This is a genomic window from Bradyrhizobium sp. USDA 241 (genome assembly GCF_049739505.1).
In the GTDB taxonomy this organism is placed as follows: Bacteria; Pseudomonadota; Alphaproteobacteria; order Rhizobiales; family Xanthobacteraceae; genus Bradyrhizobium; species Bradyrhizobium liaoningense.
Map to the genome: position 1 here is coordinate 3,223,190 of NZ_JBMGPZ010000005.1, position 12,126 is coordinate 3,235,315.

Here is a 12,126-nt window from a genome sequence, read left to right on the forward strand (position 1 = left end):
CATGGCTCATATCGAGGTCGAGGTGACCGAAGTAACGGGCGAGGTGGCTGTGCAGTCCCCTCGCCGACCTTCTTTGCTGAGCTCGACCGAGCGCGTGCTCGGCCTCCTCGTCGAAGTCCCGGCGGCGATTCTCGTCGTCGCCGAAATCGTGATCCTGTTCGCCGGGGTGGTTGCGCGCTACGGCCTGCACCGGCCGCTGATCTGGTCCGACGAGCTCGCTTCGATCCTGTTCCTGTGGCTGGCCATGCTGGGCGCGGCGGTCGCCTTCCGCCGCTCCGAGCACATGCGCATGACCGCGGTCGTCGCGAGCGCCAAGCCTGCGACGCGGGCCTATCTCGATCTGGTCGCAACCTGCGCGGCGCTGGCGTTCCTGGCGCTGATCGTCTGGCCGTCCTTCGACTATGCCTACGAAGAGAGCTACATAACCACCCCGGCGCTCCAGATCTCCAACATGTGGCGCGCCGCCGCGCTGCCGATCGGTATCGGCCTCATGGCGGCCTTTGCCTTGCTGCGGCTGCTGCGCGCGGCCGATTACCGGATGGTCGCAACTGCCTTCGTCACCGTTGCTGCCGTAATCGGCCTGTTCTGGCTGGCGGAGCCGCTCCTGCGGCAGCTCGGCAATCTCAACCTCGTCATCTTCTTCGTCGGCGTTGCCGGCTTCTGCGTCTTTGCCGGTGTTCCCATTGTGTTCGGCTTTGGCCTGGCCATCTTTGGCTATCTCGCGCTCGCCACGCGCACGCCGGTCATGGTGCTGGTCGGGCGCATGGACGAGGGCATGAGCCACCTCATCCTGCTCTCGGTGCCGTTGTTCGTGTTCCTCGGCCTCCTGATCGAGATGACCGGCATGGCGCGGGCCATGGTGGCGTTCCTGGCGAGCTTGCTCGGCCATGTCAGGGGCGGCCTGCATTACGTGCTGGTCGGCGCGATGTATCTGGTCTCCGGCATTTCCGGGGCCAAGGCCGCCGACATGGCCGCCGTCGCGCCCGTGCTGTTTCCCGAGATGAAAGCGCGCGGTGCCAAGCCTGGCGACCTCGTCGCGCTTCTTGCGGCGACGGGCGCCCAGACCGAGACGATTCCGCCGAGCCTCGTGCTGATCACGATCGGCTCGGTCACCGGCGTCTCGATCGCAGCCCTGTTCACAGGCGGCCTGTTGCCCGGCGTCGTGCTCGCGATCACGCTGTGCATGCTGGTGTGGTGGCGCTACCGCCACGAGGACATGAGTCACGTCCGCCGCGCCACGGCATCCGAGATCGGCAGGACCTTCATCGTCGCCCTGCCCGCGCTCGCGCTGCCCTTCGTGATCCGCTACGCCGTCGTCGAGGGCATCGCCACCGCGACCGAGGTCTCCACCATCGGCATCGTCTATGGCGCCCTCGTCGGCCTCCTCGTCTACCGCCGCTTCGACTGGCGGCGGCTGTTTCCGATGCTGGTCGAGACGGCAGCGCTGTCGGGCGCGATCCTCTTGATCATCGGCACGGCGACCGGCATGGCCTGGGGCCTGACCCAATCCGGCTTCTCGCGCTCGCTGGCGGCCGCCATGACGGGGCTGCCCGGCGGAGCGGCGACCTTCATTGCCGTCTCGATCCTCGCCTTCACCATCCTCGGCAGCATGCTGGAGGGCATTCCGGCCATCGTGCTGTTCGGACCGCTGCTGTTCCCGATCGCCCGCGCCGTCGGCGTGCACGAGGTCCACTATGCCATGGTGATCATTCTCGCCATGGGTATCGGGCTATTCGCCCCGCCGTTCGGCGTCGGCTATTATGCAGCCTGCGCCATTGGACGGGTCGATCCGGCCGAGGGCATCAGGCCGATCTGGGGCTATCTGCTGGCGCTGCTGGTGGGATTGATCATCGTCGCGATCTTCCCCTGGATCTCGATCGGATTTCTTTGACGCGATTTGAGGAGTGTGTCGATGAGTGAGCGGCAGAACCCGTACAATATCGGCCTCGACAAGACACCCGCCAACTACGTGCCGCTGAGCCCGCTGAGCTTCATCGCGCGCAGCGCCGCCGTCTATCCCGATCACGTCAGCACCGTCTATGAGGGCCGCAGCTTCACCTGGGCACAGACCTATGAACGCTGCAGGCGATTTGCGTCGTGGCTGGCGGGCAAGGGCATCGGCGTCGGCGACACCGTTGCGGCGATGCTGCCGAACATTCCGGCGATGAACGAGGCGCATTTCGCCGTGCCCATGACCGGCGCGGTGCTCAACGCGCTCAACATCCGCCTCGATGCGCCCTCCATCGCGTTCCAGCTCGACCATGGCGGCGCCAGGATCATCCTGGTCGACCCCGAATTCTCCAGCGTGATCACCGATGCGCTCGCGCAGATGAAGGGCCCCAAGCCGCTCGTGGTCGACGTCGACGACGCTTCGTTCAAGGGCGGCACGCGCATCGGCGAGATCGAGTATGAGGCAGCCGTTGCGCAAGGCGATCCCGGCTTCGTGGCGGTCAGGCCGAGCGATGAATGGGACGCGATCGCGCTGAGCTACACCTCGGGCACGACGGGCAATCCCAAGGGCGTCGTCACCCATCATCGCGGCGCGTACCTGAACGCCGTCAGCAACATCCTCGCCGGCAATCTCGGCCAGCATCCGGTCTACCTCTGGACGCTGCCGATGTTCCACTGCAACGGCTGGTGCTTCCCCTGGACCATTGCGGCCGCCGCCGGCATCAATGTCTGCCTGCGCAAGGTCGAGCCAACGAAGATTTTCGAGCTGATCAAGCAGCACGGCGTCACCCACATGTGCGGCGCGCCGATCGTCTACAACACGCTGATCAACGCACCCGATGCGCCCAAGGGCAATGCGGCCCGCCGCGTCGTCGGCCTGATCGCCGGCGCTGCGCCGCCGGTCGCGGTGCTGGAAGGCGCCGAACGCATCGGCATCAAGCTGACACACGTGTATGGCCTGACTGAGGTCTACGGCCCCGCCTCCGTCTGCGCCGAACAACCCGGCTGGGACGAGCTCCCGGCGGCCGAGCGGGCTCGGATGAAGCGCCGGCAGGGTGTGCCCTACCCGCTCGAGGAAGCCGTCACCGTCATCAACCCGCAGACGATGCAGGAGGTGCCGCGCGACGGCGAGACCATCGGCGAGGTCATGTTCCGCGGCAACATCGTGATGAAGGGCTATCTCAAGAACGAGAAGGCAACCAGGGAAGCCTTCGAGGGCGGCTGGTTTCACACCGGCGACCTCGGCGTGCTCGACGAGCATGGCTACGTCATCATCAAGGACCGCTCCAAGGACATCATCATTTCCGGCGGCGAGAACATCTCCTCCGTCGAAGTCGAGGACATCCTCTACAAGCACCCGGCCGTGCTGTTCGCAGCCGTGGTCGCCAAGCCCGATCCGAAATGGGGTGAAGTGCCCTGCGCCTTCGTCGAATTGAAGGACGGCGCCAGCGCCAGCGAGGCCGACATCATCGCCTTCTGCCGTTCGCATATGAGCGGCTTCAAGACGCCGAAGGCGGTCGTGTTCGGACCCATCCCGAAGACCTCGACCGGCAAGATCCAGAAATTCCTGCTGCGTAACGAAGTCGGCTCAGTGAAGGCGATCTCGGCCTGAACAGCGTCTGGAGAGCCTTCCGCCCGCCCAAGCACGGCGAGCGGAAGCTCTCTCCGTTCTCACATCTTCCTGTAGGCGTCGACCACCGCCTGACCGTCGGCGCCTGCCTTCTTGAGCCAGTCGGCCGTGAGCTGTTCGCCGATCTTCTGGAAGCCGGCCTTGAGTGCCGGGCTCGGCGGCTCGACCGTCATGCCCTTCACCTTGAGCTGGTCGATGTACCAGGTGCTCTTGTCCTGCCAGGCCTTCCAACCGCGGGTTTCCGCGGTCGCGGCGGCCTTGAGGATGGCCTCCTGGGTCGGCTTGTCGAGCGCCTCGAACGCGGCCTTGTTGACGAAGGTGTAGTCCTTCGGAATCCAGGCCTGCACGTCATAGAAATACTTGAGCGATTCCCAGGCCTTCGAATCGTAACCGGTCCCGCCCGACGACATGAAGGAGTTCACCACACCCGTCGCCAGCGCCTGCGGCAATTCCGCCGCCTGGATCGTGACCGACTGGGCGCCGACCAGCTCGCCGATCCGCGCGGTCCCGACATTGTAGGCCCGCCATTTCAGGCCCTTCATGTCCTCGATCGAGGCGAGCGGCTTGTTGACATAGACGCCCTGGGGCGCCCAAGGCACGACGAACAGCAGCTTGAGACCCTGCGCATCGAGCTTCTTGACGATCGCGGGCTTGGAAGCCTGATACAGCTTCATCGCATCCGGGAAGCTGGTCGCGAGGAACGGCACGACGTCGATGCCGAAGAGCGGATCCTCGTTCTCGTGGATCGACAGCAGCACCTCACCCATCTGCGCCTGCCCGGTCACCACCGCGCGCTTGATGTCGGGTGCCTTGAACAGCGAGGCCCCCGGATGAACCGTGATCTGGAGCTTGCCGGAGGTGGCGGCTTCGACGTCCTTGGCGAACGCGACCAAATTCTCGGAGTGCGGATTGTCCGCAGGATACGCTGCCGGCAGATTCCATTTGGTCTGAGCCATGGCGGGCGTCGCGGCGAGCACGGCGCCGGCGATCAAGGATGCGCGGATTAAACGGGACGTCATCAGGCTTCTCCTCACAGTCAATTTGAACACCTCGTACGCTCAGTCTGGGAAGGCCAGCTTGGGCAAGAACATCACGATCTGCGGGTACTCCGTGATGATGAAGACCGCAGCAAGCAATAGCACGAAAAACGGAAACGCTGCCCGCGCAACGGTGAACGTATCGCGGCCGCTCATGTTCTGGAGCACGAAGAGATTGAATCCAACCGGCGGTGTGATCTGCGCCATTTCCACGTGAATGATGAGATAGACGCCAAACCAGACCAGGTCGAGCCCGGCCTGCCTGACCATCGGGAGCACGATGACGGCGGTCAGAACGATCATCGAGATGCCGTCGATCAGGCATCCCAGGATAATGTACATGATGCTCAGATACAGCGCGAGCATGCCGGGTGTCAGCTCCTGCCCCTGAACCCAGGTGGCGAGCGCGGCCGGAATGCCCGTATAGGCCATCGCAGCCGTGGTGTAGGCCGCACCTGCCAGGATCAGCATGATCATGCAGGTCAGGCGCGTCGCGCTCATGATGCTCTCGAGGAAATTCTTGCGCGTGAGCGTACCGCTCCACCACGCCAGCAGCAGCGCGCCCGTGACGCCCCATGCGGCGCATTCGGTGGCGGTCGCAAAGCCCAGCACGAGCGAAAGAAACACGGCCAGGATCAGGAGCAGGCAGGGTGCGAGCTTCGCCGACTCTCGCAGCTTCTGCCGGAACGGCATCGGCGGATCGCGCGGCGGAACCTTCTTGGGATTGAGCAGCGACCAGATGATGATGTAGCCCGAATAGAGCACCATCACGAGGACGCCCGGCAGGAATCCGCCGAGGAATACCTGAAGCACGGAGACGTTCGCCGTGACCGCGTAGACCACCATCGGGATCGAGGGCGGAATCAGGAGGCCGAGCGTGCCCGCCCCTGCGAGCGATCCGAGACTCAGGCTCTTGTCGTAGCCGCGCTTGTCCAGCTCAGGCAGCGCGATTTTTCCGATCGTCGCGCAGGTCGCCGCCGAAGAGCCCGACACGGCGGCAAAGATGCCACAGCCGATCACGTTGACATGGGTCAGGCGTCCCGGCAGCCACTGAACCCAGGGCGACAGCCCCCGGAACATCTCTTCCGACAATTTGGTGCGGAAGAGGATCTCGCCCATCCAGATGAACAGCGGCAACGCAGCCAGGGTCCACGACGAGCTGGCGCTCCAGGTGGTGGTGGCGAGCACGGCGCCGAGCGGCAGGCTCGTCGTCAGCGCCATCGCCACGAAGCCGACAAGTCCAAGCGAGACCGCGATCCACACGCCGCTTCCCAGCAGCAGGATCATGACGCCGAGCAGAACGAACGACAGCTGGATCATGCCGAGATTGGCCATGGTCAACCTCCGCCGCCCTGCGAGATGCGCTCGATGAATTCGTCCGGCGTCTCATCCGGCGAGCCCCGCTCGTAGCTCGGCCGGTTGCCGCCGACGACACTGACCATTTCATCGATGAGCGCGATCGACAGGATCCCAAGGCCGCCGGCAAAGCCGAGCTGCGGAATCCAGAGCGGAAGCGCGACGACGCCCTGCGCCACATCGTTGAAGCGCCAGGAGTCGTAGGTCATCTGCACGGCATAGCGGGTGAAATAGAGGATGAAGGCGGTGGCAATACCGAGCGCCACGATCTCGGCGATCTGCTTGGTGCGCCCGTGCAGACGCTCCAGCAGCAGGCCGACGCGGATCATCTCTCCGCGCTTGAAGGTGTGCGCGAGACCGAGGAAAGCCATCGCGGCCATGCACCAGGACGCGAAATCGTCGCCGGCGGGAATGTTGATCGCAAATTGGCGCCCGACCGACATGACCATCATGATTGCGAAGATCGCGACCATGAAGACGCCCGCGGCGTAGCCCGCGCCGAGATAAAGCAGATCCAGCGCGCGTCGCACTGGTCCCCGAGCCGCTACATCGTCCCCTGCCAACGCAATCCCCATCCTCACACGAGGCGATTCAATCGACCCGTGCCGGTCGTGCCTGAATGTCGCCCTGTCCAACGCCTGTCTTTCAGACGTTAGATCAACATGATGGGGTGGGTGCAAGCAAGGAGTATGCCGGCTCACGCCAGAATTTCTACCCCAGGTTCAGTGCGTCTCCAGCCGCAGCCCGTCATAGGCTGGCACCACGCCAGCCGGCAGCGACTGACGGATGACCTCGTAGTCGACGTCGGCGGTCATATTGGTGATGACCGCGCGCTTCGGCTTGAACCGCTCGATCCACGACAGCGCGTCGTTGATGCTGAAATGGCTGACATGGCTGGTGTAGCGCAGGCCATCGACGATCCAGAGGTCCAGATTTTCCAGTGCGCCCCAGCTCTCGCGCGGGATGTCGTTGAGGTCGGGCGTGTAGGCGGCATCCCCGATGCGATAGCCGAGCGCGGGAATGTTGCCGTGCTGCACCAGGAAGGCTGTCATCGTCACCGCGCCGCCCTTCCCCAGGATGGTCTGGCTCTCGCCCGCCTCGATCGAATGCCGGGTCAGGATCGGCGGGTAGTCGCTGCCCTCCGGCGAGATGAAGCAATAGGAGAAGCGCGACAGGATGTCCTTGGCGGTCGACTGGTTGAAGTAGGTCGGGATACGACGACGCATGTGCATGACGACCGAGCGTAGATCGTCCATGCCGTGGGTCTGGTCGGCGTGCTCGTGCGTCAGGAACACTGCGTCGATGTGGTCGACATTGGTCGAGAGCAACTGCTCGCGCAGATCCGGCGAGGTGTCGATCACGATGCGTGTCGTGCCGTGCTCGGACGTCCGCTCGACCAGCAGCGAGCAGCGGCGACGGCGGTTCTTGGGATTGTTGGGATCACAGGCGCCCCAGCCGAGCGCCGGGCGCGGCACGCCGGCGGAGGAGCCGCAGCCCAGGATCGTCAGCGTCAACGTCATGTGGTTCCCAGTCTCAAGCTCTCACCTTCGAGAACAGGCGGAAGAAGTTTTCGGTGGTCTGGCGCGAGATCTCGTCAAACGACACGCCGCGTGTCTCGGCGAGCACTTTTGCCACCTCGACGACATAGGCGGGCTCGTTGCGCTTGCCTCGAAACTTGCCGGGCGCAAGATAGGGCGAGTCCGTTTCAACCAGAATACGGTCCGATGGCAGCTCGGCCGCGAGCGCGCGCAAGGCCTCTGATTTCTTGAAGGTCAGGATTCCCGTGAAGCCGATATAGAGCCCGAGCGACACCGCCTTCAGTGCCAGCTCGCGCCCGCCCGTGTAGCAATGCAGCACGGCGCGAAACGATCCCTTTGCCGCCTCGTCTTCCAGAATGCGTGCGCAGTCCTCGTCGGCTTCGCGGGTGTGGATCACCAGCGGCAGGCCGGTGGCGCGGGCGGCGGCGATGTGGGCGCGAAAGCCCCTCGCCTGCGCCTCCGGCGAGCCGTTGTCGTAGAAATAGTCGAGCCCGGCCTCGCCGAGCGCGACGACCTTGGGGTGCTGCGTCAGGGCAACGAGCTCATCCGGCGCGATGCCGTCCTCCTCGTCCGCGTTGTGCGGATGGGTGCCGACCGAGCAATAGACGTCGTCATAGCGTTCGGCGATCGCGAGCAGATCCTTCAGCCGGCGCACCCGCGTCGAGATCGTGACCATGCGCGTGATGCCGGCCGCTCGCGCCCGCGACACGATCCCGTCGAGATCGTCCGCGAAGTCCGGAAAATCCAGGTGGCAGTGGCTGTCGACCAGCATCGCGCGAACGCCTTCAGGCCGCCGGCTCGACGTAGCGCGGGAACGCCGGCGTCGGCGCCGGGAGCGTCGAGCCGGGCGCGATGCGCTTGGCGCCGCCTAGCATGGCGAAGTTGCGCTCGGTCTCGGGGATGCCGAGGCTATCGAGCAGCTTCCCTGACGCGGTCGGCATCGCGGGCTGAGCAAGGATTGCGACCTGGCGGACGACTTCGGCGGTGACATAGAGCACCGTCTTCTGCCGGGCAGGATCCGTCTTCGCGAGCGCCCACGGCGCCTCCCCGGCGAAATAGCGGTTGGCCTCCGCGACCACGGCCCAGACGGCGTTGAGCCATTGATGGATCTGCTGCGTCGCCATGGCCTCGCGCGACGCAGCGATCATGCCGTCGGCCATTGCCAGAATCGCCTGGTCGTTGTCGCTGAAGTCCCCGGGCTCGGGCAGCACGCCGCCGAACTGCTTGGCGATCATCGAGAGCGAGCGCTGCGCGAGATTGCCGAGATCATTGGCGAGATCGGCATTGATGCGCGCCACGATGGCCTCGTGATTGTAGTTGCCGTCTTGTCCGAACGGCACCTCGCGCAGGAAGAAATAGCGCATCTGGTCGACGCCGTATTGGTCGGCGAGATTGAAGGGATCGACGACGTTGCCGACCGACTTCGACATCTTCTCGCCCCTGCTGAACAGGAAGCCGTGGGCATAGACCCGCTTCGGCAGCGGTATTCCGGCCGACAGAAGGAAGGCCGGCCAATACACCGCATGGAAGCGGATGATGTCCTTGCCGATGACGTGCACGTCGGCCGGCCAATAGCGCCAGTTCCTGTCGCTCTCATCGGGAAAGCCGACGCCGGTGATGTAGTTGGTCAGCGCGTCGACCCAGACATACATCACGTGCCCTTCATCGCCAGGCACTTTCACGCCCCAATCGAAGGTCGTGCGCGAGATCGAGAGATCGCGCAGGCCGCCCTTGACGAAGCTCACCACCTCGTTCTTGCGGGAGTCCGGTCCGATGAAATCAGGGTGATCCGCGTAGAGCTTGAGCAGCTTGTCCTGATACGCCGACAGGCGGAAGAAATAGCTCTTCTCCTCAACCCATTCGACCGGCGTACCCTGCGGGCCCAAGCGCACGCCGTCGTCGTTCACGCGCGTCTCGTCCTCGGCGTAATAGGCCTCGTCACGGACCGAGTACCAGCCCGAATAGGTGTCGACATAGATGTCGCCGTTCGCTTCCATGCGCCGCCAGATCTCCTGGCTGGAGCGGTGATGCTGCTCCTCGGTGGTGCGGATGAAGCGGTCGAACGACACGTTCAGACGCTCGTCCATCTCCTTGAAGCGGCCGGCATTGCGGGTCGCGAGCGCGGCGGCGGACATGCCCTCGCCGGCCGCGGTCTGAACCATCTTCTGACCGTGCTCGTCGGTGCCGGTCAGGAAGAACACGTCCTTGCCGTCCAGCCGCGCAAAGCGCGCCAGCGCGTCGGTCGCGATCGCCTCATAGGCGTGACCGATATGCGGGCTGCCATTGGGATAGGCGATCGCGGTCGTGATGTAGAAGACGTTGTCGCGCGCGGGGGCGGCAACGGGTGCGGCAACCTGTGGAGCAGCGACCGGCTTCGGCGCACGCGGGGTCTTGGGTTTCGACGCCTTGGGCGTCACAGCCCTCGGCGGAGTGACGACAGGAGACGGCGCGGCGGTCACGGCAGGTGCAGCCGCCTTCTTCGCGACCTTCTTCGCCGGAGCCTTTGCCGGAGCCTTGGCCGGCTTGTTGGCAGCCGATTTCTTCGAAGCCTTCTTGGCGACGACCTGCCCCTTCGCAGCCTTTTTGCCAGTCTTCTTCGTCGTCTTTGCAGCGCTCTTCGTCACGCCCTTCCTGGCGGCGGCCTTCTTGGTCTTCTTGGCGACTTTGGCCGCGCGCGCCTTCTCGGCCTTCCCGGCGGCTTTCTTCACGGCCTTCTTGGCAGCCTTCTTCTTGCTGCTCTTGCCTTTGACGGTCTTCTTAGCTCGCGTTGCCACCACGAATTCCTTTACCGGCTTGTCCGAAATTTGGAAACGAACCTGCGTTAGGTTGTTGTCTTGCGCATGATCTTTTCGGAAAACCGCTCCGCACTTTTCCGGATCATGCTTCAGCGCGTTGCGTCCGCCAGCCAGCCGAACACCGAGAAGACCAAGGGCTTGCGCTCCAGATTGTAGGTTTCGGTGTCGCGCGCGGCGCGGACGATCTTTTCCCATACCTCAGCTAGGCGCGCAAGGCGCGGCAGGTTCTGGTTGGCATTGGCCTCATCCGCATGCAGCCGCTCCGCGATCCAGCGGTCGATGCCGTCGATGAAGGCGGCAAGCGCGACGCGGTCGCTGGTGCCGAGCGAATCGCCCAGCGTGTGCAATTCGCGTGGATCGACCTGCGGCAGGCGCGCGAGCAGCGCCGCCGTACGCTGCTGAAGTTTCAGGGCGTCGCCGCCGAGCAGCGTCAGCGCCCGTGCGACGCTGCCCTCGGAGGCCTCGGCCGCCTCGCGCAGCGCGGGATCGTTCGGATCAAGCTCGGCTGCCGAAGCTGCGGCCGCGATCACGTCATCCGTGACGAGCGGCCGCAGGCGCAGCTTGCGGCAGCGTGACTGGATCGTGGCGAGCACGCGCGCGGGCGCGTGGCTCACCAGAAGGAACAGCGATTGCTGGGGCGGCTCCTCGAGGATCTTCAGAAGCGCATTGGCCGCGTTTGGATTGAGCTCGTCGACGGTGTCGACGATGCAGACGCGCCAGCCTTCGGCAGCCGCGGTCGAGCCAAAGAACGCGATCGTCTCGCGCGTCTCGTCCACGGTGATCACTGTGCGCATCACGCCGCGATCATTGACGGTTCGCTCCAGCGCCAGCAGGCCGCCATGCGAGCCGGCGGCCACCTGTCGCGCGACCGCGTCGTCAGGATCGATCGCAAGGTTCTCGGCGCGCTGCACGGCGGGCGCGAGCGGCTGAGAATGGGCGAGCACGAAGCGCGCCATGCGGTAGGCCAGCGTTGCCTTGCCGATCCCTTGCGGTCCGCCGATCAGCCAGGCATGTGGAATGCGCCCGCTGCGATAGGCCGCCAGCAGCGCGGCCTCGGCCTCTCGATGGCCGAACAGCCGCGATGTCTCACGCGGATGGGGAATGGCGGTCTCGCGCTCGGCCTGACGCGGGCTCATGCCGAAATCACCGACGCCGGTGTAGGAAGAAGACGATCGCGCAGCGCCGTCCAGATTCGGGCCGCGACCGTGTCAGGATCGGAATTGGCGTCGATCAGCACGCAGCGCGCGGGCTCATCCGCCGCGATCTTGCGATAGGCTTCGCGGAGGCCCTCGTGGAAGCTGAGCTTCTCGGCCTCGAACCTGTCAGGCGAGCCGCTGCCGCGGCGCGCGGCAGCGCGTTGCAGGCCAATCTCGACCGGCAAATCGAGGATGATGGTGAGATCAGGCTTGAGATCGCCGATCGTGACCCTTTGCATGGCGTTGATCAGGCCCTCGGGAACGCGGCCGAGGCTGCCCTGATAGGCCCGAGTCGAGTCGGCGAAGCGGTCGCAGAGCACCCAGGTGCCCTGGTTGAGCGCGGGCAGGATCACGGTGCGGACATGGTCATCGCGCGCGGCGGCAAACAGCAGCGTCTCCGCCTCGGGGCCGAGCAGCTTGCCCATGCCCGACAGCACCAAGTGACGCATGATCTCGGCGCCTGGCGAGCCGCCCGGCTCACGCGTGACCCGGATGCGCAGCTTTGCCGCCTTGAGGCGGTCAGCGAGCTTCTTGATCTGGGTCGACTTGCCCGCGCCCTCACCGCCTTCAAAGGTGATGAAGCGTCCACGTCCGGACGGCCGCTGTACCGCGCTCTCACTCATG

The 12,126-nt window shown here is 65.0% G+C and carries 10 protein-coding genes; 2 read left to right on the forward strand and 8 right to left on the reverse strand.

Annotated features, from left to right (window positions below; translation table 11 throughout):
- The first annotated feature begins 1 nt into the window (after position 1).
- Both ABIF91_RS37440 and ABIF91_RS37445 read left to right on the forward strand, forming a co-directional pair.
- Positions 2 to 1,891 carry a TRAP transporter large permease subunit gene (locus ABIF91_RS37440; RefSeq protein WP_424579696.1) on the forward strand — a complete coding sequence of 630 codons (1,890 nt, stop codon included), beginning with the start codon at positions 2 to 4 and terminating at the stop codon, positions 1,889 to 1,891.
- A gap of 21 nt (positions 1,892 to 1,912) precedes the next feature.
- A complete protein-coding gene (locus ABIF91_RS37445) occupies positions 1,913 to 3,562 on the forward strand; it encodes an acyl-CoA synthetase (RefSeq protein WP_028179862.1) in 1,650 nt (549 codons plus the stop codon).
- 59 nt (positions 3,563 to 3,621) lie between these two features.
- On the opposite strand, the gene ABIF91_RS37450 is transcribed toward ABIF91_RS37445, so the two are convergent.
- From ABIF91_RS37450 to tmk, 8 genes are all read right to left on the reverse strand, one after another.
- The gene (locus tag ABIF91_RS37450) at positions 3,622 to 4,599 is read right to left on the reverse strand and encodes a TRAP transporter substrate-binding protein (protein WP_028179863.1); all 978 of its coding nucleotides are present in this window, start codon (positions 4,597 to 4,599) and stop codon (positions 3,622 to 3,624) included.
- A 39-nt stretch (positions 4,600 to 4,638) separates the two neighbouring features.
- Positions 4,639 to 5,952 (reverse strand): TRAP transporter large permease, encoded by a 1,314-nt coding sequence (locus tag ABIF91_RS37455; RefSeq protein WP_028179864.1) that lies wholly within the window; start codon positions 5,950 to 5,952, stop codon positions 4,639 to 4,641.
- Positions 5,953 to 5,954: 2 nt separating this feature from the next.
- Positions 5,955 to 6,548, reverse strand: coding sequence for a TRAP transporter small permease (locus ABIF91_RS37460; protein ID WP_028179865.1), 594 nt, complete (start codon positions 6,546 to 6,548; stop codon positions 5,955 to 5,957).
- A gap of 147 nt (positions 6,549 to 6,695) precedes the next feature.
- A complete protein-coding gene (locus tag ABIF91_RS37465) occupies positions 6,696 to 7,493 on the reverse strand; it encodes an MBL fold metallo-hydrolase (RefSeq protein WP_028179866.1) in 798 nt (265 codons plus the stop codon).
- A 13-nt stretch (positions 7,494 to 7,506) separates the two neighbouring features.
- A complete protein-coding gene (locus tag ABIF91_RS37470) occupies positions 7,507 to 8,283 on the reverse strand; it encodes a TatD family hydrolase (protein ID WP_028179867.1) in 777 nt (258 codons plus the stop codon).
- A 13-nt stretch (positions 8,284 to 8,296) separates the two neighbouring features.
- On the reverse strand, positions 8,297 to 10,285 hold the full coding sequence (gene metG, locus ABIF91_RS37475) for a methionine--tRNA ligase (protein WP_080659941.1): 1,989 nt from the start codon (positions 10,283 to 10,285) through the stop codon (positions 8,297 to 8,299).
- Between the two features lie 110 nt (positions 10,286 to 10,395).
- Complete coding sequence (locus ABIF91_RS37480) at positions 10,396 to 11,442, reverse strand: DNA polymerase III subunit delta' (RefSeq protein WP_028179869.1); 1,047 nt, start codon at positions 11,440 to 11,442, stop codon at positions 10,396 to 10,398.
- On the reverse strand, positions 11,439 to 12,125 hold the full coding sequence (gene tmk / locus ABIF91_RS37485) for a dTMP kinase (RefSeq protein ID WP_028179870.1): 687 nt from the start codon (positions 12,123 to 12,125) through the stop codon (positions 11,439 to 11,441). Before tmk ends, ABIF91_RS37480 begins: the two co-directional genes overlap by 4 nt.
- Position 12,126 lies beyond the last annotated feature (1 nt).